This window comes from Syntrophotalea acetylenivorans, assembly GCF_001887775.1.
Taxonomy (GTDB): Bacteria; Desulfobacterota; Desulfuromonadia; order Desulfuromonadales; family Syntrophotaleaceae; genus Syntrophotalea_A; species Syntrophotalea_A acetylenivorans.
Genome location: NZ_CP015519.1, coordinates 2398670 through 2422629 on the forward strand (window position 1 = coordinate 2398670; position 23960 = coordinate 2422629).

Below are 23960 nucleotides of genomic sequence, written 5' to 3' on the forward strand. Positions count from 1 at the left end.
AGGCAGCATAATGGCGCAGAACAGCAGAATAAAAGGTCGTTTTTTGCAACGTCTGGAAGCCGGTCTGATCATCGGTGACGGCGCCATGGGTACGTTGCTCTATAACCGCGGAATACCACTGGGCCACAGCTTCGAAGCACTCAACTTGAGTCGCCCGGAGCTGGTGGAAGCGGTGCATCGCGATTATGCGGCGGCCGGAGCGCAGCTCCTGGAAAGCAATACCTTTGCCGCCAATCGCCTTGCTCTCGGTCCCCTGGGTCTCGATGGGCAAGTCGCGGAAATCAATGCCGCGGGAGTTCGTTTGGCTCGGCTGGCCGCCGGTGTTGATGGATTGGTGGCCGGTGCGGTAGGCCCTTTACCCTCTGCCAAGGGCCAAGCCGCAGAACTGCCCCTTGCCGAACAGCGGGCCCTGTTCAGTGAACAGATGACCGCTCTGGCTGAAGCCGGTGCTGATCTCTTTGTCCTGGAAACATTTGCGGGAATAGAGGAACTGGAGCTGGCACTGCAAGTGGCGGAAGAGCTCGGTCTGCCAGCAGTGGCGCAGATGGCTTTCTTTGAAGAGGGACGCACCCGTCACGGCTTGAGCGCCGAAGAGGTTGCCCGCCGATTGAGCGCGGCCGGTGCGGCGGTGATCGGTGCCAACTGTGGTTCCGGGCCGCGAGAGTTGCTGAGCGTTCTGCAGCGCATGTCCACGGTGACCGACCGGCCTCTGTCCGGTTTCGCCAACTCCGGATTACCCCAGTATGTCAACGGCCGCTATATCTACCTGGCCACCCCCGAATATTTTGCCGACATGGGGCGCGAGATGGTTGCCGCCGGGGCTTGCCTGGTCGGCGGTTGTTGCGGCACCACCCCCGAGCATATCCAAGCCCTTGCCAAGAGCCTGGAAGAAGTCCGGCCCGTAGAGCGATCTGTACCTGTCATTAAGGTGACCGAGCCGTCTGCTGTCGTTGAACCGGTGCCTACCCAGAGAACCTTTCTCGATGACTGGGGTCACCGGCCCGTTGTCACCGTTGAACTCGGTCCCCCCAAGGGCCTTGATTGCCGCAAGGTGCTGCAGGGGGCCGAGACTTTGGCCAAGGCCGGCGCCGATGCCATCAGCTTGACAGAAAACCCCCTGGCGCGCATTCGCATGGGCAACATCGCTCTGGCCAGCCAAATCCAGCAACAGGCCGGAATCGAGGTGATTATTCATATCACCGGTCGAGACCGTAACCTGATCGGTCTCCATTCGGAGCTGATGGGAGCCCATTTGCTCGGTATCCGCAACGTGCTGGCCATTACCGGAGATCCGGTGGCGGTTGGTGGCGAGGCGGGGGCGAGCAGCGTCTTCGACCTCAATTCCGTCGGCATTCTGGAACTTCTCCGTTCCCTGAATACGGGGACTACCCTGCTCGGTGCGGATCTTGGCGGTACTACCCGGATGCTGGCCGGTGCGGCGTTCAATCCCAATGTGGCCAATATGAGCGGGCAGATTCGCAGAATGGAGAAGAAGGTAGCGGCGGGTGCGCGGTTTATCGAGACCCAACCGGTCTATTCGCCGGAAGTGATGCTGGAGATGCTGGAACGATTGGCGCCGCTGAACATTCCGGTGCTGGTCGGTTTAATGCCCCTGGTCAGCGAGCGCAACGCCGAGTTTTTGCATAACGAGGTTCCAGGTATCTCGCTGCCCGATGAGGTGCGGCAGCGCATGCGCGGCACCAGCGGCTCCTCCGGGGTAGAAGCCGGTATGGCCATCGCGCGGGAACTGATCGATGCCGGCCGGCAGACCGTTGGCGGCTTTACCCTGATGCCGCCCTTCGGCAAGGTGGAACTGGCCGTGGAACTGCTGCGCTACATTCGCGGCTAGGAGCCTGTCGGGCGCCTAGATACCCAGGTGGTCATCCAGATTGCCCGATGTCTCTAAGGCGAAGAGATCGTCGCAGCCGCCGATCAGGGTGTCGTCAATGAAGATCTCCGGTACCGTCATGCGCCCGGAACGCTGGCGCATCTCCTGCTCCTTGACGGAATCGGTGCTGACGTCGTATTCGACGAAGGGCACATTCTTGCTTTCCAGCAAGTCCTTGGCCCGATGGCAGTATGGACAATGATCTTTGGTGTAAATTTCGACCCGTTTCATAGAAGCTCCACATTTGGTTGATGGTTGTCGAGATTTTCCGGTCTCGATCCTGCGGGGAGGTGAAAAAATGACACGATATGGCCGAGTATACTCGATTTTGTTGATGGTTGTCCTGCTTTCTTCCTGCGGCTTGGCAGCGCGCCCCGGGGAGACCATGCTCGAATCACGGGACGATTTCATCCAGAGGTTACGCTGGCAGGATTGCAACGGCGCCGGGCGTTATCTGGCAGCGGAGCACAAAGAGGCCTTTCTGGAGAACTGCCAAGCCGACGAAGACCTTCACTTTGTTGGTGTTCAGCCTCAGTCGGTGGATCTCAGCGATGATCAACGACAAGCCGATACTGTAACCCTGCTCGAATATTACCGGCTGCCGTCGGTGGTAGTGAAGAAATACCGCTTGCGTCAGGAGTGGGCATACCGGCAGGGCGAAGGGATGAAGCAGGGCTTCTGGCAGATTGTCGATCCCTTTCCCGAGTTGCCCTGATGAATAGTTCCCCCATGTTAAAGGCTACTTCGGCCTGATTTAGGCCTCTCGAGTTTGCCGGCAGGCTGCAAAATAGCGCTTCAGTAAATCTTCCCGATTTTTTAGGCCTCCCTTGAGCCATGGCGGTATCTTCTCAGAAGTCACGGTTGGTCAGAAGATCGAACGGCCCAATCTGTTTCCCACAGGTTGGGCCGTTTTGTAATTCCCCTCCCTCCCCAATCGGTGAGCAGATTGTATTGAGTTTGTCCGCGGATAGGAAGCAAACCCGGTGGGGGATTTTCGGTATTAGCAATGAGGCTTTTTAGCGTATACCTATTGTTCAAATATTGTTATGAGCAGTAGAAAGAGTGCTTGATTTCGTTAAGTAGTCAATTTCAAAAAGGAAATTTCTGAATCGCCAGGGGGGTGATTCATTGATGAGCATGCCAATGTGTATTTTTATGCGGATTGTATGAAAAATATCTGCTTTCAGTACGTTTTAGAAAAAACTTTCCTTTCATTTTAAACCATTGTTTTCCCTTTCCGTATTCTTTACTTATCCGAAAAAGCAAAGAAATTCAAACCTTTAAGATCAAGTTGTTTTTGGTCTTTTGGGCTTGACAGCTGCCGGTCAGAGCATTAGAAAAGCGGTGCTGAAGACTGTGTAAAAGTGCGGTGTTTTGCGGCGACTTTCAATGCAATATCAACGGTTATTTTTGTTTTTACATATGCGTTCTCGTCCGAGGACTGACAATCGGGCATTTAGAGGTAGTTCAAACCACGAATTCTAGGAGGAATACCATGGTAGAACAAAAAATCAACGCAATGATCGAAACGGCCAAAGTGGCCCTGGAAGATTTCAAAAAGCTCAACCAGGAGCAGACCGACGCCATCTGCGAAGCGGTAGCTAATGCCGTGGAAGCGAAAAAAGAAGAACTGGCCAAAATGGCTGTTGAAGAGACCGGCCTCGGTAACGTAGCTGACAAGACCATCAAGAACCACTTCGGTTCCACTGTGATCTGGAACGACATGAAGGGCGTGAAGACCGTTGGCGTCGTTAAGGACGAAAACGACATCATCGAAATCGCCGAGCCCGTTGGCGTAGTGGCCGGTATCACCCCGACCACCAACCCCACCTCCACCGTTTGCTTCAAGATCCTGTCTGCCCTTAAGAGCCGCAATGTGATCGTTCTCGGTTTCCACCCCCGCGCTCAGAAGTGCTGCGAGACCACCGCTCAGCTGTGCCTCGACGCAGCCATCGCTGCTGGCGCTCCTGCTAACTGCATCCAGTGGATCACTGAGCCTTCCATGGAAGCTACCAGCGCCCTGATGACCAACCCCGGTGTGGACGTGATCCTGGCTACCGGCGGCGGTGCCATGGTTAAAGCTGCTTACAGCTCCGGTAACCCCGCTTTCGGCGTTGGCGCCGGCGGCTGCCCCGTTTATGTTGCCAGCGATGCAGATATCGACCAGGCCATGGAAGACACCCTGCTGTCCAAATGCTTCGACAACGGCGTGGTTTGCGCTTCCGAGCAGAACCTGATCTTCGACGACGCTGCCGTGGCTGAAAAGGCCGTTGCCAAGCTGCAGGAAATCGGCGCTTACCTGGTTAACGAAGACGAAAAAGCCAAGCTCGAAAAGCTCTACTTCGGCGACTGCTATGTTGTTTCCGGCAAGGTTGTTGGCCAGCCCGCGACCAAGATTGCCGAAATGGCCGGTTTCTCCGTGCCCGAAGGTACCCGCGCCCTGCTGGTCGGTCCTCTCAAGGGTATGCAGGACGAAGAGCCCATGAGCCGCGAAAAACTTTCCCCGTCCCTCGGCTACATGGTTGTCGAAGGCAAGGACGCCGCTATCGAGCGTTGCGCCGAGCTGCTGAAAAAAGGCGGCGCCGGTCACACTGCCGGTATCCACTCCGCCAGCGATGAAACCTGCATCGAGTTCGCCAGCAAGGTTGACGCTAACCGCGTTACCTTCAACTCGCCCACCAGCCACGGTGCCATCGGCGGCCTGTTCAACGTTATGATCCCTTCGTTGACCCTCGGTTGCGGCTCCCAAGGCAACAACATCACCACCGACAACGTTAGCTTCCGTAACCTGGTCAGCATCAAGCGTGCTGCCCGTCGCGTGGTACAAGGTTAATCGTTCAACTTACCTGGATTCTTAAGTACGCCATACCTAAGCTCCTCCGGTAAGTGAGCCCCCCGCCTCGGCGGGGGCTCTTTTTTTATCCGTTTGTTTCGATTGACACAGTCCGGGCATTTATCTAGCATGCATCCTATTCTGGTTGTTGTCCCAGATCGCTCTGGAGGGTTTTCGTGCGAATTTTGTTTGTGGTTCCCGAACAGCCCCGTACCACCGGCAATTGGGTGACCGCTCTGCGCCATCAACAGGGGCTGGTCTCTCTTGGACATGAAGTGCGGCTGGTGGCGACGGCTGGTTCTGCAGCTTGCCTGGAACGTCAGGTGGAAGAATTCGCTCCAGATTTGGTTCACATGCTACATGCCTATCGGTCAGGGCTGCCTTGGCTGGGATGCCGGCAGCAGGCACTTATTCCGTCGATAGTATCCCTGACCGGAACCGATCTGAATCACGGCATGGACAGCGCCGAGCAGGGGCCGCAGATTCGTACGGTACTGGAGCAGGCTGCGGCCATCATCATCCAAAATCGTCTGACCGTGGATTCTTTTGCGGCGGACCTTCCCGGCCTGGCCCCTCGCCTGCACCATTTAGCTCCCGGCGTTAGCCTGGGAGATGATCCATACCCCCTGAGACAAAGGAAGTCCATTCCCGCCTCCGATATTATCTTCCTTCTTCCAGCCGGCATTCGTCCCGTTAAAGCGAATCTGGAACTCCTGCAACTTTTTGATCCGGTCGCGGAGGCGGCACCCTTTTGCCGCCTGCTTTTTTGCGGCTCAATTCTTGACCCGGACTATGGTCAACACTTTCTGGAGGAGTTAAAGGTGCGCCCCTGGGCCCAGTACCTCGGTGAGATTCCAGCCGCTGCCATGGCCGCGGCGCTCCGCGAGGTCGACGTGATCCTGAATCATTCTATCAGCGAGGGATTGCCCAATGTTCTGCTCGAAGCGTCTGCTCTTGGCCGACCAATACTGGCACGGGATATCCCTGGTAATCGGGCGGCATTCACACCGGAAGTTAACGGCTTGCTCTACGATTCTTCGGAACGTTTTATCCGTCAGGCCTTGGCTTTAGCCCGAAACACAGCCCTTCGCCAACGGTTAACCCGGCCCTTGCAAAAGTTCCGGACTTCTCTGGATGAGGCGTTGCAGCTTGAAAAAATCTACCAACGTCTGGCGACGGGTCTGTCCCGGAACTCCTCTTCTTGCAAAATGGCAGGTTGCATATCAACCGCCGACCTATAGCTGCCCTATAACCTATGCTTGATCTAAAGAATTTCCGTAATCCGGTCGACAAAGAAAGCTCAGGGTTGTTTTTGCACAGGGCGTTCGGCCCTTTCTTCCTTTTACCGCTTAGGCTCTCCATGGATGGAGGCCCTGTCGATCAGGGGCTTATCCATGGAGAAGACCTGTTACCAGCTCCTCGCGGTGTCTCCCGAAGCCGGTTACGATGAAATTCGGAGGGCTTTCCGTCGCCAAGCCAGACGTTGCCATCCTGATACGGCAGCGCCAGACATGGCGGATGAAGACCTCTTCCAAGAGATTCTGGCCGCTTACCGAACCCTTAGTTCCCCATTAAAACGAGCGAGTTACGATGCCCAGCTATCTAGTGCCCGTTCTGCTGGCAGCGATTCGTTTCTGCAAAAGCTGAGAGAGCTTTGTCGTTCCCGGCGGCGCTGGTTGAATCCCTTTTTTCGCTTCGTTGCCAGTGCTTCTGTTGCTCGGACCACTCCCGTTCGCAATGGGCCTCCGCCAGTGAAGGTCCGGGCTCGGTATCATTCCAGTGGTCCCACCTTTGGCCAGGTATTGGCGGCTCGCCAGCAGGCCGAATACTCCAGTTATGTGCTCTGCGAGGATGGCATTATTCGACCTAAGAATAGGCTGGGTGCAGCAAGACGCAAGAGGCCTTTACCACCACACCGACCCAAGTCGGCGGTAGTGCTGCGGAGCTGGTGGGGAGTGCTGTTGTTGCTGCTGGTCGGTGTCTGGGAAATGTTCAGGCGATAAGCGACTGTTTAAAAGGAAAGGGTTAGCTTAAAAAGCGGCTCTCAATGAGGTCGCAGATGCCGCTGGTGTCATTCAGGTCAAAGACCGGCACGTCAAGATCGAGAGGCTCGTCGGAAGCCACAGCGAGCAGATTCGGGTCGTGACTTTCACCCCGATAAAGCAGTTCGCTACGGCATTCCCGGCGGTGGACCTCGATTTTTGGCAGGGTGTTCTTTTTAAAACCTTCGGTGATGACGATATCGACCTCGCCGAAATAGCGAGCGATGGTTTCTTCTAAAGGCGGTTCCTGCCGATCGGGATTTTGCCGAATCATCGCTATTTTGTCTCGGGAAGTAACCATGGTGATGTCGGATCCCGCCTCGGTAAAGCGCCAGGAATCCTTGCCTTTTTTGTCCATGGAAAAGCCGTGGCCATCGTGCTTGACGGCACCGACACGGTAGCCCCGTCGCTTCAATTCACTGATCAACTTCACTACCAGGGTAGTTTTGCCGGTGCCGCTTTTGGCGGCCACCGAAACGACGGCGGGTTTCATGATTAAATTCCTTCTCGACAGAGTGTTAAGAGCAGAATGTCGATTCGTTGTCTGATGAAGACGCCCACAGAATATCAGCGAGTTTCAGTTCGACGCAAGATGTTCTTGTCCTTAGCTGCGACTGTGATAGGTTTAAGCCATAGCATGCGTTTTTTATAGGAGATGGCGATGCGTATAGTGAATGTCTGGATAGGGTTGCTCTGTTTGCTGATAGTGCTTCCCCAGTCTGCGGGGGCACTGGTGGCCGGTGAACGGCCCGGGATTCAGTATTCCGACCAAGTGCTGTTTCTGGCGAAGAAAATCGTGGAGGACGGGCGGGTGGCCTGGATTTCTCTGGCCTATGAAGATCCCCGCAGCAGTAAAACCTGTCGCAATTTTTTCGATGTGCTGGGTGGTCGGGAACTGTTTGCTGATATTCCGGAAAATAGCTGGCTGCTGGTCGACTTTGAGCTGCGCAGTCTGGTCGTCGATTCGGGATTTTCCGGTGATGCCGATGTGACCGGGGTAGAAGTCTGCCATGATTACACTGCCTGCTGCCGTGAACGGGACCGGCGCGCTGCGGCAAAAGCCGTTGAGCCGCAGACCGAGGTGGCAGAAAAGCCAATGCCAGACAAGACAACCCAGGGAAAACCATCGACCCTGGATGAGGTTGGCGAACGGTTGCTGGTTGGCCGGCGGCTGGTCAAGGCCGCCCGCTGCCGAGGGTGCCATACCCTTGAAGGATTCGGTGCCGATCATGCACCGAGCCTGACCTGGCGCCGCCACAAATACGAGCCCAATTGGCTGGCGGATTATCTGGCGGCCCCCTATCGTATGCGACCGGCCATGAATAACCTGATGATGCTGGCCTACACCTCTCCCAATGCGGTGCCCAACCTGCAGCCTTCCGAACTCAAAGCGGTAGCCGATTATTTGCAGCAGCTGGCCTGGATGACCTCGCCGGCCAAGGATTTTCGCCTCGAGCCGTGGCAGGACTACAATTGCTTCGATTGCCATGCGCGTCTTTTTATGGAAAAACCATTATCCTTTGAGCCTACCCCCATCAGTGGTTCGCTGCCCTCAAAAGTTGCCGCCAGCGCTTCCTTGCGCAGCTGCCTGGCCTGCCATGCCTTCGGCGATCAGCAGCCGGCCGATAAGCTTCCGGCCCCCATGGCATTGGCGCCCGACCTGTTGCTGGCCGTGGAAAAGCTGCATATCGACTATCTGCAGGCCTATCTGGAAGACCCCGGTTATGTTCAGCCAGGTTCGCAGATGCCGCGCCTCAATCTCACCGAGGCGCAACTGCTGGAGCTTCGACAACTGTTCAAGGAGCTTAAGGAATCCCTGGCCGCGGGGGCTATAAAGCCGGTGCATCGTTATTATCGTATGGAAAAAGAGACGGCCAAGTAAGCCCTCTTAGTAGTTTTTGCGAATGTGGCAAATAGAGGATGGTTGTGCGGTAGGCCTGCTTTCAGAGATACAGGCACGGGAGCGGCGCAGAGGTAAAGTGCCTGGAGGTGAGCACAACAATACCGACATCGCCACGACCAGCTTTATGCTAATTCGCAGGCTTGCTACCTTTCGACCGCTGCTTTTTCGGCTCTTTTATAGACCCGAAGGACAGGTGGGCTTCCGGTGGCAACCGGCGGATGAGAAGACAAGGCTTCTGGCATGAGGCCGCGCAATGCCGGTATTCAGTTGTCAACTGGAACAGGGTTGAAGCGCCTGCCCCGTGTTTATATTTTACCATGAACAGGGGGCAGGAAAAGGGCCGATCGACAGTTTTTATTCGCGGACGTAGGTGTCGATATCCGTTTCGTGCACCATGCCCATCAGATGGGCATATTCCGATTCGATCAACTGATAATGGTGGTTGGTCGATTTGGCATTTTCTTCAAAGACCCCGCGCACTTCGGGGTTTTTGATGTTGGCGGCGATCTCCCTCAGTTGCTTTTCAAGCTTCAGTTCCTTGTGCATGGCCAGTTCCATGGCCTTACGTACGCCGAGGTCACTCAACAAAATCTTTTCGCGCGAAGAAAGCCATTCTTTTTCCGATTCGCTGGCACTGTCCATGAAACTGTCGAAGTCAGGGAGATCATCGCGCTTATAGAGGCGATAGAACTGCTGGGCATGTTCCCGCTCTTCATTAGCCAGCGTCTCAAAGAGGCGCCGTGCTTCGCTGTTTTGCATGTGTCGGGCCGCCATTCGATAAAAAAGCATGGCCTTTTTCTCGGTCTGGATCGAGCGTTTGATGGCGTCCTGAACATCGATATGTTCAAACATTCGCGGCCTCCTTTCTTGATTAGCGCAAATTACCCTGTACTTTATAGTTATCCTCCAAATGGCCGACTGTCAATCGTCCTTTACCGATCATTGGCGGGTCGTTTTCAAAAAAGGTGCATTAGATGGGTCGGTCCCCCAAAATTCTTTTTCCATTGACCGTTTTTTACGATGGTAACTGCCCCGTCTGCTCGCGGGAGATTTTTCACTACCGGCCCTTGAATCGAGCCGGCCGGCTTGACTTTATCGATATCAGCGCGCCTTCCTTTGATGCAGCAGCTCGGGGACTGGATCAGGCGGCGTTGATGAAGGCCATGCATGTGCAGGATGCCGCGGGCCGTCTTTACCTGGGGGTAGATGCCTTTCGTGCCCTGTGGTTGGGGCTTCCCGGACTTCGTTATCGGTGCCTGAGCCAATTGCTCGGCTTGCCGGGCGTGCACCTGTTGGCGGTTCTCGGTTACCGGGTTTTTGCCCGGTTTCGCCACCTGCTTCCCCGCCGTTGCCGCGGGATGAATAACGGGGTTGCTATTTTGTCGCCCCCGTCGGTGAAAAGACGTGAATTCATTGCAATTGCCTGCGGCCTGGGATATCGTGTCGAGCAAGTTGACGGCGGCTTGAAAGCCGCATTACAAGAGCCAAGGAGCCCGTTAGGTGATCATTAAATCAGCTGATTTTGTTAAGAGCGCCACTCGTCCGGCGAACTATCCGCCAGGCGATTTCAAGGAAGTGGCCTTTGCCGGTCGTAGTAACGTAGGGAAGAGCTCCCTGATTAATGTTCTGGTCAACCGCCGCGGTCTGGTCCGGACATCCTCGACTCCGGGGCGCACTCAGTTGCTTAACTTCTTCGATATTAACGGCGAGTTCTACCTGGTCGATCTACCGGGCTATGGTTTTGCCAAGGTACCTTTAGCGGTGAAAAAACAGTGGGGCCCAATGGTCCGGACCTATCTGGAAGGTCGGGAGAATCTACGGGCACTATTATTGCTGTTTGATATTCGCAGGGTGCCACAGCAGGAAGAGATACAACTGCTTGATTGGTTGGAAGAACTTCAGGTTCCGACGATCCCGATTATCACTAAAGTCGATAAAATTACCCGCAGCCGCCGGGAAAGGCAGATTCTACCGATTCTTGAAGCCACCGGTTTGCCAAGGGACGCGTTCACTCTCTTTTCCGCCTTGACCCGCGAAGGGCGCGATGAGATCTGGGAACGCATCGATGCTGCCCTTGACGATGATGCCCAGCCGGTGTTTGTTGATGAGGATGATTGATGGCGTCGCAAAAATTCCGCCCTACAGCGTTAGGGTGTTTTTTCAGAGTCTCGACATACTGGTTGTATGTCTTCGCCCCCGAAAAAACACCAGGCCTTGTCGGACGAAATTTTTGCTTAGCCATCCTATGAGTAGGTAAATGTGATGGCGTCGCAAAATTCCGCACTACGGCGTTAGGTTGTTTTTCAGGATCTCGACATACTGGTTGACTGTCTTAACCCCTGAAAAAACACCAGGCCTTGTTGGCTGAAATCTTTGCTTAGTCTTTTCTATAAAGTTTTTGCGAATGCATTAAGGTTGAATCAAAGAATGTTCTGGATTGGTATCCTGGGCGGATTGCTGGTAGCCACTGGCTTTGTTCCGCAAATCATCAAGGCGCTTCAGACCCGTTCGACAGCGGACCTGTCGATCTGGATGTTGTTGATTATCTTTGTCGGAGGACTGTTCTACACCACCTATGCAGTTCAGGTCGGTAACCCGGTGTTTGTCGCCATGAACGGTCTGGCAACGGCCAATACCACTATTTTGCTGATACTTAAGCTTCGTTTTCGCTGATGACGAATAATGCTGCTACAGGCTCATTGAATGCGCTGCAACCCTGCCGGCCAGAGGAGACGCGCCTTTTTTTGCTGCGGCACGGCGAGGTCGAAGGGCACGGCGAGCCGCGCTACAACGGTCAACAGGATGTGGCTTTGACCTCCCGGGGGCGAGATCATTACCGGCAGTTGGTCGAGCGCCTTAAATCGCGGCCGATTCAGGCTGTTTATAGCAGCGATTTGTCCCGCTGTTTAGAGGGAGCTGAAATGCTGGCGGCCGTCCACGGTCTGGTGCCGACTCCTTTGCAGGCATTGCGTGAGTTGCATGCCGGCGAGTGGGAAGGTCGACCCTGGAGCGAATTACAGGCCCGTTATCCTCAGGAATGGCAGTCGCGGCTCGATGATCTTGTCCACTACCGCATTCCAGGCGGGGAAAACCTGCTCGATCTCCGACAGCGGGCCCGTTCGGCTGTCGCCGAAATCACTGCGCGGCATAAGGGGCAGGAGGTCATCGTGGTGGCTCACGGCGGCATCAACCGGGTTTTGCTGCTGGATGCTCTCGATGCCCCTCTGGACAAAGTGCTGTCTCTGTCCCAGTTCTACGGCTGTATGAATATCCTCGATTACGGAGCGGGTGGCCGGGTTTCTGTTCAGTTGATTAACGGTTGACGGAGTTTTGATGATAGACGGGCAGGCCATGAATGAGACAGGGTGCAAAACGGCAGTGCTGTTGATCGGTCATGGCTCGACTCGGCCGGAGGTCAAGTCGGCTTTTTGTGCCCTGGCCGACCTGGTGCGAGCCGGCAGCGACAACAGGTTGGTGGAGGTTGCCTTTTTGTCCTGCGGCGAGCCGACTATTGCCGGCGGCATTGATCGCTGCGTAGAGCAGGGGGCCCGGCGTATCGTGTTGTGTCCCTACTTTCTGTTTGCCGGTAGCCATGTACGCAATGATCTGCCCGCTGCCATGGCTGCCGCCGGGCAGAGATACCCGGAGCTGGAACTGCTGCTGGCCGAGCCGCTGGGGGTTCACGCCAAGCTCGGGGAAGTTGTCTGCGAGCGGGTTGCGGAGGCCCTGGGAAAATCCACCGTTACGGCCGAATGAAGCAGGCTTGACGGGCTGCGGACTGAAACGGTAGAGTGACGGCGGCCGGTTCCTCAGAAGCCGGACTCTGCTGCTTGATGGCGTTGCAAAAAGTTCGCCCTACGGCGTTGCGGCATTTTTTCAAAACCTCGACATACTATGTATGCCGTTGCTCTGAAGAAACACCAGGCCTTGTAGGACAAATTATTTGTTTAGCCATCCCTGAGTTTTGGCGAATGGATCATTGCTTAAACGGCGAAAAAGGAAGAATGATGAAAAAGATCTATGTTGTCGGTGCTGGAGTGCAAGGTCAGGAAGGTTTTAGTGGCAGGGCTCTGGAACTGGTCAAGTCCTGTGAGGTTCTCATGGGGCGGGCCGAACATCTGGCACTGTTCCCTGAATTTCCCGGTGAGACGGTCCTGATCGACAATAATTTTTCCGAAATTGCCGAACGCCTTAGACAGAGCGATCGACAGACGGTGGTGTTGGCCTCAGGCGATCCGCTCTTTTTCGGCATCGGTCGACGACTGTTGCGCAATTTTTCTGCTGAGGATTTGGAGTTCGTGCCCAACGTCAGTTCGGTGCAGTACGCTTTTGCCAAGCTCAAAGAGCCCTGGGACGATGCCATTTTTCTTTCTGCCCAGGGGCGCGGTATCGAAGGGTCGGTCGATCGTATTGTCGCCAACGATAAGGCGGCTATACTGACCGATGCCATTAACACCCCGGCGGCTATCGCGGCCGAGCTGGTGAAGAGGGGCCGCGACGGTTATAAGGCCTACCTGTGCGAAAACCTGGGCACCACTGAAGAGCGTATTGTTACCACCGATGTGCGCGGCCTGCTCGAAATCAGTGCGGCTCCTCTCAATGTGCTGATACTGATTAAGGAATACGATGCCGGGGGCGAAGAGCATGTGCCGACCCTGGGCATCCCCGACGAGGAGTTCGCCGCGGCGCGTAAGCTGATCACCCACGAAGAGGTGCGGGTGGTGACTCTGGCCAAGCTCAAGTTGCGCCATGACATGGTTTTGTGGGATATCGGCGCCGGGTCGGGCTCAGTCAGTATCGAGGCCGATCATCTGTTGCCAAATGGTCGTATTTTCGCTGTAGAACGCAATAAGCAGTGTATCGACTATATCAAGCAGAATTTCCGCAAATTCAATGTTCGTCAGGCTCGCCTGGTGGAAGGGGAGGCTCCGGCCTGTTTCGATGGGATGCCCGATCCCGATCGGGTCTTCATCGGCGGCTCCGGAGGTAATCTGTGGGATATTCTTCAGGCCGTTGATGAGCGGCTTCCGGCCGAGGGTCGGGTTGTCATTAACGCCATGACTTTCGACACTCTCACAGCGGCCAGCGAATATTTCTCCAATGCCGGCTACCAGCTGGAAATCACCACGATCAATGTGGCCCGCACCAGACCATCCACTGAATACAAGATGTTTGAAGCCCACAATCCGGTCTATATCATTGTGGCGATAAAAGAGTAATCTCGACGAAGCCTGCCCGGCTGCAATGGATAGCGGGGCCGCTCTTACCGAGACAGGTATTTCATATCTCTGAAAAGCTTTTTGCAAGGAGGCGAAGATGAACCAAGAGGAGATTTTGAACTTCATAACAACCCTGGACCACCGGTTGCTGGCCGCAGCAGCAGTGTTTCTGCTTCTGTTTCTGCTGTTTTGGCGGGTATTGCGTCGTACTTCACGTATTGAACGTGAAGTCGCTCGACTCAACGAGCGACTGGAGCGGATTCGTGAAGAGGTAAGATCCATTGCAGAGCCCAACCCCCTGTCCGTTGCCCCGGCCAAAGAAGTCCCGGCAACAATCAAAACAGAGCAAGCCCCTCCTGAAGAGCCGGATTTGATCGAAGAACAGCCTGAGGAAGAAGATGTTCTGAGCCGTGCAGCCGCATCCCTGGCGGAAGCGAATGCGGAAGAGGATCGTGGCACGGCCGACAGCGACACCGATTTTTCTTTTGACCAGACCTTTGCCGATGACCCGAATGAACTCGACGCAGCTGTCGAAGAGTCATCGACTATGGACAATGATACCTTTTCCTTCGGCGAGCCGGAAGAAGCCCCGGCTCCTGTTGAAGAGACAGTTGTTCCCGCTGCTGCCGAGCCTGAGCTCGAGCCTGAAAAGGCCCCCTCAGGGGTGGTTAGTCTGGAGGGGGACCCTGCCCGTCCCGGCGTCAGCATGGTGCGCTGCCTGTCTTGCAATTACAAGCTGGCCTATCCGGAAAAACTGTCCGGTAAGCGGGTACGCTGCCCCTCTTGCCGCACCGGTCTCGACTTGCCCTAGGCTTTTTCGCAGAGACACTTTGTAAAACTGGTGCTTGACCCGGTCTGGAGAAAGGGCAGCACAGAAGTTTTATTGTCGGTAACGTCGCCATCCAGAAATTGTCTGCCAGACGGAGTAGGTGGTAGCAAAGGTGATACGAGCTAAATTCATAGGGATGTTGTTTGTATTCGGCCTGTCGCTGGCGGCTGTTTTGCCGGTCAGCGCTGCGAATGGGCAACAGGATCTCGACCATTATCGCTTGTTGGTCTGGTTGGTTACGGCACTATTGGTTCTGGTGGTGGCTCTGTTCCTGTCTATTCTGCGCCGTGGCCATCGTAGCAGACAGGCTTTGCATCAGGAGGTCAAACGAAGGCATAAGGCGGTTAGTGCTCTGGAAGAGAGCGAAAAGCGTTTTCGCGAAACGGTTGATCTGCTGCCGCAGAGCGTCTTTGAAACGGATCGTGTCGGCAAGGTGGTTTTCTGGAACCGTTGTGCTCTCGATCTGAGCGGTTATAGCGCTGGGGATCTGGACAGCGGCCTGATGTTATCGCAACTCTTTGCCGTTGAAGACGGAGAACGTCTGCAGGAGGTTTTTCAAAAGGTATTAAGCGGCCAGCGACTGATCAACAGTCAGTTTACCGTGCGCAAAAAGGACGGTTCGATTCTGCCTGCCCTTATCTCCGCCGATGCCATGGTTTTGCAGGGGCAAGTGACCGGCATTCGCGGTAGTATCGTTGATATCAGTGACCGGGTGCAGGCTGAAAAAACCTTGCGCCAGAACGAAGCCCGCCTCAACTATCTGGCCTATCACGATACCTTGACCGATCTGCCGAACCGGGCGTTGTTTCAGGACCGTTTGGAACATGCCCTGGCCCGGGCCCGGCGGTTTGGCAGTCAGCTCGCCCTGCTAGTCATCGACCTTGACCGCTTCAAAAACTTCAATGATTCCCTTGGGCACGATGTGGGCGACCAGGTGTTGTGGAAGGTCGCCTGCCAGCTGCGCAATGGACTGCGTGAGGTCGATACCCTGGCCCGTATCGGTGGCGACGAGTTCGTCATTGTGCAGGAAAATGTTGCCTCCCAGGCGGATGTGGCCACGGTGGCGAAAAAAGTCCTTTCTCTTCTGGTGCAGCCGATCAGTCTGCGGGAACACCAGCTGTTTCTCACTGCCAGCATCGGCATCAGCCTGTATCCCAATAACGGCGAGGATGTCAGCAGTCTGATGCGTCAGGCCGACCGGGCCATGTATCAGGCCAAAAACAAAGGCGGTGCCTGCTTCAGTTTCTTTTCCGCCGAAGATGACGACCTGGTCGAAGAACGGCTGTTTTTGGAAAACGATCTGCGTCAGGCCGTTGATCGCCATGAACTGCTGTTGCACTATCAGCCCCAGATCGACCTGGAGTCCGGACGGCTGGTCGGGGTGGAGGCATTGGTGCGCTGGCAGCATGGTCAGCGTGGAATGATTTCGCCGGGGGCCTTTATTCCGTTGGCCGAAGAGACGGGTCTGATCGTTCCCATAGGCGAATGGGTGCTACGGGCTGCCTGTATTCAGGGCCGGAAGTGGCAGCAGTCCGGAATGCCGCCGGTGCGGGTAGCGGTGAATATATCGACCTGGCAGGTTCGACAGCCCGATTTTGTTGACATGGTAGAGGGCATTCTTGATGAGAGCGGCTTCGATCCACAGTTGCTGGAACTTGAAATCACCGAAAGTGCGGTCATGGACAATGTCCAGGAAGCCGTGCGGATTCTGAATATCTTTCAGCAGCGGGGCATTTCCCTGGCCATGGACGACTTCGGCACCGGCTATTCTTCGCTCAGCAGTTTGCAGCGACTGCCACTGTCCAAGCTGAAGATCGATCGCTCCTTTATCCGTGAGGTCACCAGCAACGCCAACGATGCCGCCCTGACCAGTTCGGTTATTGCTCTGGGACGGACCATGGGCCTGGGAGTTGTCGCCGAAGGGGTCGAGACGGAAGAACAGTTGGATTTTTTGCAGCGGATGAATTGTGCTCAAGTGCAGGGATTTTTGTTCAGCAAGCCCCTTCCTGCCAACGAGGTCTCGACCCTCTTTGAACGCAGTTTTGTTTCCTCCTCGGCACCACCACCTGTAGCGTCTGAAAAATAATCTTTGTCCGGCGGCTGCTTCGGTTGTTGCCGGGCGGGTCGCCATTCCTTGTTTTGCCCCCGATTGTTCACTTAATGCGACGGAGTTCCGGCCTATGGCTGTGCGCTTTATCCACACTGCCGATATTCACCTGGGTAAAACCTATCGTCACTCCAGTGGCGAAGCGGCCCGTTACAATGATTTTTTCCGCACTCTAGCGGCCATTGTTGCCGACGCCCTGGCTGAGCAGGTCGATTTTGTGTTGATTGCCGGCGACCTGTTTCACACCGGTCAGATTTTGCCGCAAACCTTTGCCCGCACCATCGAAACTCTGCAGCCCCTCAAAGATGCAAACATTCCCTGTATCGCCGTCGAAGGCAACCACGACTGGATTCACCGCCGGGACAGCATCTCCTGGATGGAGGCTCTGTCGCAGATGGGGTATCTGCGACTGTTGCGGCCCTCTCGTACCGAAGAGGGCGGTTATCATTTTGTTCCCTTCGACGAAGAACAGGGCGTGGGAGGGCATCTGCTTGTCGGTGACCTGAATATCTACGGCCTCGGTTATGTCGGAGCTCAGGCCGGCAACCATGTGGAGCGAATCTGCGAGGCGGTAACCACCGACCACAACCTGTTGTTGTTTCATGTCGGCATCTGGAGCTTTTCGCCGGTAGAGATCGGCAACATGAAGCCGGAAGAATCCCTGCCTTTGGCCGAACGCTTCGAGTACCTGGCCCTTGGACACGGGCATAAGCCTTACATCGTGGAAACCCCGGAGGGGCGACCCTACGGTTTTAATCCCGGTTCTCCCGAGAGGGTCAATTTCGGCGAGCAGAAGTACGAAAAAGGTTATTACCTGGTAAACATGGAAAAGGAGCGGTTTGACCACGAATTCCGTTCCACGGACCCGCGGCCCATGCAGGCGGTGGTGGTCGACCTGGATGGAGCGAGCGATGCGGAGCAGGCTCTGGGAATCTTTCGCGACCATCTGACGGCTGTGCTGGGGAGCCTTTCCGAGAGGGCTGGTGAACATCGCCGGCCTCTCATCGATCTCAAGCTTAAGGGCAAAGTGGCTTTTCATCCCTTCGAGCTGAGCCGGGAACAACTCCGGACGGTGCTGGACGAAGTCTGTCAGCCGCTGCATGTGGAAATTCGCAACCAGTTATCCCTTGTCAGCCGCGGCAGCGCTGAGGAGAGCTCCGGTAAAAGTCTGGCGGATATCGAACAGGAGGTTTTGCGGGAACTGATCGAGGCCAGCAGCGATTACAAGGAGCGCCCTGATGAGCTGGTCGAGCTTTCCCTGGCCATTCGCGATCTGGTGTTGCGTGGCGAGGTGGAGGACGATGAACTGTTGGCGCTGCTGGAGCGCAGTGAGAAGATTGAAGGCAAAAGCTGATTTTCACGCGGAGTCGCGGAGGACGCGAAGACAATCAAAATCGGCCTCACGCCACGACGCAACGTCGCCACGCAAAGCCAAACCCTGCTTATAGGGGAAAATCAAAAGCCGGTGTTGTTCGATTTCTGATTTTACGTTGCGTTCATTGCGGCGTGGCGTGAGACATGGGCTTTAAAGGTCAACAAGCATTTCTTCGCGCTCTTCGCGGCTCCGCGTGAGAGAAGCGCTTTTGATTTAAGTTCGGAGTTTAATCAGGGATTTCCCCCGGAATTTCCTGGCGAAAGACATCAATGCAAATTCTCTCCATCCATCTGAAAAACATCAAATCCCACCGGGACACGACCCTTGATTTCGCCGCCGGTATCAATGTGCTGTCCGGGCCCAACGGGGTCGGCAAGAGTACGGTCTTCGAGGCGATCGGCTATGCCTTGTTCGGTGTGGACGCGCGGGATTTTGTCACCAATGTCGAGCGTTTTCTGTCCATCGGTGCCAAACGGGGTGAGGTGGCGGTATCTTTTCGCATCGATGATGGCAGCAGCTGGCGGGTGACCCGCACCGTCGGCGGTGGCGTTAAATGGTTGCTGGCCCGCCAGCTCGGAGATGATTTCGAGGTAGAGGAACACGCCAATATCCGGGAGACGGAAGTCCGCCTGGCCGAACTGTTGGGGTTGGCCAACGGCCGGCCGCTGGCCGAACAGTTCAAGCTGCTCATCGGGCCCTTCCAAAATGACTTTCTCGGTCCCTTTGTCATCAAGCAGGCGACCAAGCGGCAGGAGGCTTTCGATGAAATCCTCGGTATCGACGCCTGGCGTAAGACCTTCAAGGGAACCAGCGGTTTATTGTCGGCGGTACAGAATCGTATCGAGGTATTGAACGCCGAGGTGGAAGCCCGCCAGGAACAGGTCGTCCTGCTGCCGGAGCGGGAAAAAGAACATCTTGAATTGCAGGAGCTGCTTGCCGGCCAGCGTCTTGTTCTGAAAGAAAAACAGGAGTTGTTGACCGAGGCGACTCGGCGACTTGCAGAGCAGGATAAACTGGAAAAGTCTCTGCGGGAGGCGACCGGCAAGGTGCAGGAATTCGATCTCCGTATTCAGAATGGCGAGGAAAAGGTTGCCGAGCAAAAACTTCGAGTTGAGCAGGCTCACCAGGCCCAACGGGAGCTTGAAAAGAACAGGGCCGGTAAAGATGCATTTGAAAAGGCTGAGCAGAAGCTTAAAGACTTGCGCGAGCTAGAGCGGCAGTGCCGTGAGCTGGAGCGTGAGATCGGGCGCCTGGAAAAAGACAGTCAGACCCTGCAACAGAAGTTGCTCCATGAGAAGGACGAAGTGAAAAAATCCGAGACGGAGCTGGCCGCGGAGCAGATCCGTCTGGATGCCGCCCGCCAGGAGCTGAAACCCGATCCCCGATTGCAGGAGGTCGCAGACCGCCTGCCCGACTTGCGCCGGAAAGGCGAAGCCCTCAGGAGCGAGCGTGGTTTGCTCAACGGTCGCCGGGCAGCGCTGGTCGAGGGACAGGACAAGCTCAGTGAAGGGATCTGTCCTTTTTTTGCCGAACCCTGCGGCAACATTGCCGGTGAACAGCCGCGAGACGTTTTCAGTCACAAGATTGCCGATCTCGATGAACAGGCGGCGCAACTGGACAGTCGCATCGAAATTCTTGGACAGGAGATACTTGAATCAGAGCAATCCCGACAAGGGCTGCAGGGATTGGTGGTGCGGGCTGGAGAGCTGGACAAACAGCAACAGCAGTTGGATGGACGTCGGCAGAAAACCGTCGAGCGGACTGCCGGCCTGACCGGACTGCAGAGCGATTTGGCTGCGGCCGAATCCCGATTGACTGCGGCCAGGGAATCGCACAAGGTCTATGCCGACCTGGAAGCGACTTTAAGTCGGACCGAACAGGAGCGCGCCGCTTCTCAGGCCGCACGGGATGCCTGGCATGCCCATGCCAAGGACGCCGGTGAGCTGGTTTCTCGCCATCAGATCCTGGAAAAGTGGCAGCAGGCCCTCTCTTCGTTAAAAAAGGACCGGGAACTTGCAGCGGAAACCCTCAATGTCTGCCAGAAGGCCTACGACGTCGATCAGCATCAAATCGTCCGGCAGCAAAGGGAAGGCCTGGTGGCCGCTTCCGCGGCGTTGGAACAACGTCTGCAGGACTTGGATAAGGATCTTCAGCGCCTCACCGGGGAGATCGTCCGACTAAAGCAGATCGAACAGGAAATTGCCTCCCGGCTGGTGCAAAAGAAGCGTTTTGAGGCGCAGGAAAAATTAGTCAAGTATCTGCGTAATCGCGTGTTCAAGAATGTCTCTGCTCGACTTTCCGAACGCTTTCGCGAAGAAATCAGCCAGCGGGCCGATCGTATTTACCGGACCATTGCCGAGGGGGATGAAGAACTGATCTGGGGTAGCCATTATCAGGTGGTGCTGCGGGATCTGGCCGATGGCCAGTTGCGGGAACGAACCGATGATCAGCTCTCGGGCGGTCAGATGATGAGTGCCGTGGTCGCTTTGCGCCTGGCGCTGCTGCAGACCATCGGCGCGCGTCTGGCCTTTTTCGACGAGCCGACTTCGAACCTCGACGCCTCCCGCCGGGAGAACCTGGCCCGGGCCTTTCGGGCCATCGATGTGGGCCGTGAAGAGGTCACCGAACACTGGTACGACCAGCTGTTTTTGGTCAGTCACGATGTGGCTTTTACCGAAATCACCGACCAGATCGTCGAGCTGGGGGAGCCTAGCTGATTTTTTGCACGCGAAGCCGCAAAGGAAAACCAACCAGAAATACAATGGTTTTGACCTCCTTGGCGTCTTTGCGGCTTTGCGTGAGACAAAGATTATCGGGTTTTGGTTTTGAGTTACTCCGCGGTCTTCGCGGCTCCGCGTGAGGCAGTGGTTTCTGGGTTTTAGCCTTGGGTCACTTCGCGACTTCGCGTGAGACCAGGTTTTTAGCTCTACCCCTTGCAGTTCACGCCCGGCTCGGCTATAAAAGAGTCCGCACCTGCCATCCATTGGTCGGGTGTCAATTCACCTATGGAGAGGATAACCATGGAACTGGAAATCTGTCTTTTTGTTTTTGCCGAGGACGGCACCGTTACACCTTTGGACAAGGCGGCTTTAGACAAGGCGGTCGATCATTTAGAGCCCCTTCCCGAGTACGCCGGTCGTTGTCTCAAAGTGGCCGGCGCGATGCTCGATCGCAGTCAGACCCCTGCGGTTCAGGAGGTCTTTGGCCAGTATGTCTTTTTTGATGACAAGGGCATGGTCAGCGAGGAAAAAATGATCGAAGCGACCCGCTACCGCGACAAGATCGCCGAAGAGGGCTACAAGAATGACTTTATCTGGACTCCGGATGCTGATGATCGGGCCAAGATAGAGGCCGCTCTTGGTTGATCCTTTGGCTGTCTGTACAGCCCCTTTGTTTCTCTGGATATGGGAGATTGTTAGCAATGGAAAATAACGATCAGAATACCGGCTGGAGCTTGTTAGGCGTGAAGCCGACTGTCGATCTTGCCAGCAGCTGGCTGCAGGGTGATGTCGAAGTTTATGTCGAATCGTACCGGGCTCGCTTTGAGTGGCCCCCCGAATATCCCCGCCGCTTCAACGTCGCCGATGAAAATACGCCCTGGGAGGTGGACTACCCCGCCTATGCTCCGAAATATTTTGTGGCGCCGGTGGTGTTGGACAACGATTGCCTGAAAAAGGCCGACGGCTGGGCTGATCCGGAAGACGTCAGCCTGGCAGAACTGCCGACCGAGTCCTTTGAAGGACCGATTCAGCTCGACGAGCAGGGCCGGCCTCTCAACCCTCGGGGCCGCTGTGGCATGACCGGTCGCGGTCTGCTTGGCAAGTGGGGGCCCAATTATGCCGCCGATCCGATCATCACCCGGGTCAACGAGCGCTTCGGCGATGTAGAGATGCTCGCCATTCAACGCAAGGACAACGGTCAGTGGGCCATCCCTGGCGGCATGGTCGATAAGGGCGAAGCGGTTTCCGGCACCCTCCGGCGTGAGCTGAAAGAAGAGACCGGTGTCGACCTCGATCTCAGCGATGCCCATCTGGTCTATCAGGGTTTTGTCGATGACCGCCGCAGTACCGATAACGCCTGGATCGAATCGACGGTCAAACACCTGCATCTGACGGGTGAACAGGCCAAAGAACTCGAACCGGAAGCGGGCAGCGATGCCCTGTCCGTCACCTGGCTGCCCCTCACCGAGCGCAGCCTGAAAAAGCTCTATGCCAGCCACGGCTATTTTGTGGTGTGCGCTTTGGGCATGCTCTACAAGCGTCAGCCCGATGCTCTGCCGGCCAAGTTTCTCGAGGTTCTAGCTAGTTATTATTGATGAAGCGCCACGTACGGCTGGTTCTGTCTTCTGATTCCGGTCCTTTTCGGCTCTGCCTGCGTTGCGCCAACTTGACTTAGCGCGTGGCTAGGCCATCGTTGGCGACGCCTTGGCATAGCCGAAAATGCCTCAGAATCCATCGACATTACCAACCCTACGGGACGCTCGAGGCTCTTTTCTCTAATTTCTTTGGGGCCGCGGCGGCTGCCGTGGCCTTTTTTAGTCTTTGCAGCAAAGCGGCGTTAGTTCGTGTCCATCCGGAAACTATGGGTGGACACAGAGCCGTTTCCGGATGAAAACTAGTTCGCTGTCGGGTGTTTTGTCATGACCCACTGGTATCTGCTGGCGCTCACCGCCCTGGTTGTCCTCGGCCTGCAGCGCTTTCTCTATAAAGTCTCTGCCGAAATGCGCTGCAATTCGGCGGTGACGACCTTCGCCTTCATGGCTACCGTGGCCTTGCTGAGCTGGTGCGCCTATCTGCCCAGAGCCGCTGCCGTCACCCATCTAGGCCCCTTGCTGATCATCTCCCTGGTCAACAGCCTCGGCTTTCTTACCGGCACTCTGGCGACCATTGAGGCCCTTAAGGCCTTGCCCGCAGGAACCGTTTATCCCCTGACCCGCCTCAGCACTGTGCTGTCGGTGCTCTTTTCCCTGGCCTATTTTGGAGACCGTTTAAATCTGCGCCAGGGGTGCGGTGTGTTGCTGGCGCTGGCGGTCATCGTGCTGCTCGCCCGCAGCCGCGGAGGTGCTGTTGCTGCAACTTCTCCGGGTCATGCCCGAAGAGGCTTGCTGCTGGCCCTGTTGGCTATCGCCGGCGGTGCGGCTTCGACCGTTTCCAGCAAGTTCGCTGCCGTGCAGGTCGACACTTTCGGTTTTATGGCGGTGTCCTATACCATGAGCACCCTGCTGGTCGTTGCGGTTAAAAAACGCATGCTGCCTCAGCGGGCCGGGCAGCGTACCCGTCCGGCCCTGTTTATCGGCATGGCCATGGGGGTGACCAATTTTTTCGGTTTCTATGCTTTGCTCCGGGCTCTTGCCAGCGGGCCGCTGGCGATCATCGCGCCGTTGGTCGGCATGTATTTCATTATGGCGGTGCTGCTGTCCTTCCTGATTTACCGAGAGCGTGTTACCCGCCAGCAACTGTTGGCCATTGCCTTGACCGTGTTGTCTATCTGGCTGATGAAATAATTCAGCCTTCGTATTTTTTTCTCTTCCCACGAGGGCTTTCCTGCTCCTCTTTCTAATGTTCGGCACGTTCGCGATAAGACCCCTTAATCACTTGGATTGAGCCTTTCTCTCCACTATTCATACACAGCCTTTCCCCCAAGGTGTACACAATATCTAGTGCATTGCCCCGTATTTTTTCACCAGATATGGTGGATTTCGCCTTGACAGGGTTATAAGCTGTGCTACATTGCCATGGTGTTGAAATTATCAATTGGAGGGTGT

Annotated in this window: 22 protein-coding genes; 19 read left to right on the top strand and 3 right to left on the bottom strand. The window is 55.8% G+C overall.

Annotated elements, in window-relative coordinates:
- Positions 1–10 precede the first annotated feature (10 nt).
- Entirely contained in the window at positions 11–1849 is a 1839-nt protein-coding gene (locus A7E78_RS11035) for a bifunctional homocysteine S-methyltransferase/methylenetetrahydrofolate reductase (RefSeq protein WP_072284339.1), read from the top strand.
- Positions 1850–1864: 15 nt separating this feature from the next.
- Here A7E78_RS11035 and grxC read toward each other — a convergent pair whose 3' ends face one another.
- Positions 1865–2119 carry a glutaredoxin 3 gene (grxC, locus tag A7E78_RS11040; protein WP_072284341.1) on the bottom strand — a complete coding sequence of 85 codons (255 nt, stop codon included), beginning with the start codon at positions 2117–2119 and terminating at the stop codon, positions 1865–1867.
- A 67-nt stretch (positions 2120–2186) separates the two neighbouring features.
- Here grxC and A7E78_RS11045 point away from each other — a divergent pair, with 67 nt between their 5' ends.
- The 4 genes from A7E78_RS11045 (at position 2187) to A7E78_RS11060 (ending at position 6724) form a co-directional block, all read left to right on the top strand.
- Entirely contained in the window at positions 2187–2603 is a 417-nt protein-coding gene (locus tag A7E78_RS11045; protein ID WP_145924894.1) for a hypothetical protein, read from the top strand.
- 780 nt (positions 2604–3383) lie between these two features.
- Positions 3384–4721, top strand: a complete 1338-nt coding sequence (locus A7E78_RS11050) for an aldehyde dehydrogenase family protein (RefSeq protein ID WP_072284343.1) — start codon at positions 3384–3386, stop codon at positions 4719–4721.
- A gap of 176 nt (positions 4722–4897) precedes the next feature.
- Entirely contained in the window at positions 4898–5962 is a 1065-nt protein-coding gene (locus tag A7E78_RS11055; protein ID WP_072284344.1) for a glycosyltransferase, read from the top strand.
- Between the two features lie 153 nt (positions 5963–6115).
- The gene (locus tag A7E78_RS11060; protein WP_072284345.1) at positions 6116–6724 is read left to right on the top strand and encodes a J domain-containing protein; all 609 of its coding nucleotides are present in this window, start codon (positions 6116–6118) and stop codon (positions 6722–6724) included.
- Positions 6725–6746: 22 nt separating this feature from the next.
- On the opposite strand, the gene mobB is transcribed toward A7E78_RS11060, so the two are convergent.
- Complete coding sequence (gene mobB, locus A7E78_RS11065; RefSeq protein WP_072284346.1) at positions 6747–7256, bottom strand: molybdopterin-guanine dinucleotide biosynthesis protein B; 510 nt, start codon at positions 7254–7256, stop codon at positions 6747–6749.
- Positions 7257–7424: 168 nt separating this feature from the next.
- Between mobB and A7E78_RS11070 the strand changes: the two genes are divergently transcribed.
- Positions 7425–8645, top strand: coding sequence for a c-type cytochrome (locus A7E78_RS11070; RefSeq protein WP_072284347.1), 1221 nt, complete (start codon positions 7425–7427; stop codon positions 8643–8645).
- Positions 8646–9020: 375 nt separating this feature from the next.
- On the opposite strand, the gene A7E78_RS11080 is transcribed toward A7E78_RS11070, so the two are convergent.
- Positions 9021–9518 carry a ferritin-like domain-containing protein gene (locus A7E78_RS11080; protein WP_072284349.1) on the bottom strand — a complete coding sequence of 166 codons (498 nt, stop codon included), beginning with the start codon at positions 9516–9518 and terminating at the stop codon, positions 9021–9023.
- Positions 9519–9640: 122 nt separating this feature from the next.
- Here A7E78_RS11080 and A7E78_RS11085 point away from each other — a divergent pair, with 122 nt between their 5' ends.
- The 13 genes from A7E78_RS11085 to A7E78_RS11145 all read left to right on the top strand — a co-directional run bounded on the left by A7E78_RS11085 (position 9641) and on the right by A7E78_RS11145 (position 23699).
- A complete protein-coding gene (locus tag A7E78_RS11085) occupies positions 9641–10177 on the top strand; it encodes a thiol-disulfide oxidoreductase DCC family protein (protein WP_072284350.1) in 537 nt (178 codons plus the stop codon).
- Entirely contained in the window at positions 10167–10784 is a 618-nt protein-coding gene (yihA, locus tag A7E78_RS11090; RefSeq protein ID WP_072284351.1) for a ribosome biogenesis GTP-binding protein YihA/YsxC, read from the top strand. Before A7E78_RS11085 ends, yihA begins: the two co-directional genes overlap by 11 nt.
- 309 nt (positions 10785–11093) lie before the next feature.
- Positions 11094–11339, top strand: coding sequence for a SemiSWEET family sugar transporter (locus A7E78_RS11095; RefSeq protein ID WP_072284352.1), 246 nt, complete (start codon positions 11094–11096; stop codon positions 11337–11339).
- A 71-nt stretch (positions 11340–11410) separates the two neighbouring features.
- Positions 11411–11989, top strand: coding sequence for an alpha-ribazole phosphatase (cobC, locus tag A7E78_RS11100; RefSeq protein ID WP_235606736.1), 579 nt, complete (start codon positions 11411–11413; stop codon positions 11987–11989).
- Between the two features lie 10 nt (positions 11990–11999).
- Positions 12000–12422 carry a sirohydrochlorin chelatase gene (locus A7E78_RS11105; protein WP_235606737.1) on the top strand — a complete coding sequence of 141 codons (423 nt, stop codon included), beginning with the start codon at positions 12000–12002 and terminating at the stop codon, positions 12420–12422.
- Between the two features lie 251 nt (positions 12423–12673).
- The gene (cbiE, locus tag A7E78_RS11110) at positions 12674–13885 is read left to right on the top strand and encodes a precorrin-6y C5,15-methyltransferase (decarboxylating) subunit CbiE (RefSeq protein WP_072284354.1); all 1212 of its coding nucleotides are present in this window, start codon (positions 12674–12676) and stop codon (positions 13883–13885) included.
- A 97-nt stretch (positions 13886–13982) separates the two neighbouring features.
- The gene (locus tag A7E78_RS11115; RefSeq protein ID WP_072284355.1) at positions 13983–14696 is read left to right on the top strand and encodes a hypothetical protein; all 714 of its coding nucleotides are present in this window, start codon (positions 13983–13985) and stop codon (positions 14694–14696) included.
- A gap of 130 nt (positions 14697–14826) precedes the next feature.
- A complete protein-coding gene (locus A7E78_RS11120; RefSeq protein WP_145924895.1) occupies positions 14827–16800 on the top strand; it encodes a putative bifunctional diguanylate cyclase/phosphodiesterase in 1974 nt (657 codons plus the stop codon).
- Positions 16801–16894: 94 nt separating this feature from the next.
- Complete coding sequence (locus tag A7E78_RS11125; protein WP_072284357.1) at positions 16895–18175, top strand: metallophosphoesterase family protein; 1281 nt, start codon at positions 16895–16897, stop codon at positions 18173–18175.
- 290 nt (positions 18176–18465) lie between these two features.
- Positions 18466–20913 (top strand): AAA family ATPase, encoded by a 2448-nt coding sequence (locus A7E78_RS11130; RefSeq protein ID WP_072284358.1) that lies wholly within the window; start codon positions 18466–18468, stop codon positions 20911–20913.
- Between the two features lie 303 nt (positions 20914–21216).
- Entirely contained in the window at positions 21217–21561 is a 345-nt protein-coding gene (locus A7E78_RS11135; RefSeq protein ID WP_072284359.1) for a hypothetical protein, read from the top strand.
- A gap of 56 nt (positions 21562–21617) precedes the next feature.
- Positions 21618–22511, top strand: coding sequence for an ADP-ribose pyrophosphatase (locus tag A7E78_RS11140; protein WP_072284360.1), 894 nt, complete (start codon positions 21618–21620; stop codon positions 22509–22511).
- A 324-nt stretch (positions 22512–22835) separates the two neighbouring features.
- Complete coding sequence (locus A7E78_RS11145; RefSeq protein ID WP_072284361.1) at positions 22836–23699, top strand: DMT family transporter; 864 nt, start codon at positions 22836–22838, stop codon at positions 23697–23699.
- Positions 23700–23960: the final 261 nt, after the last annotated feature.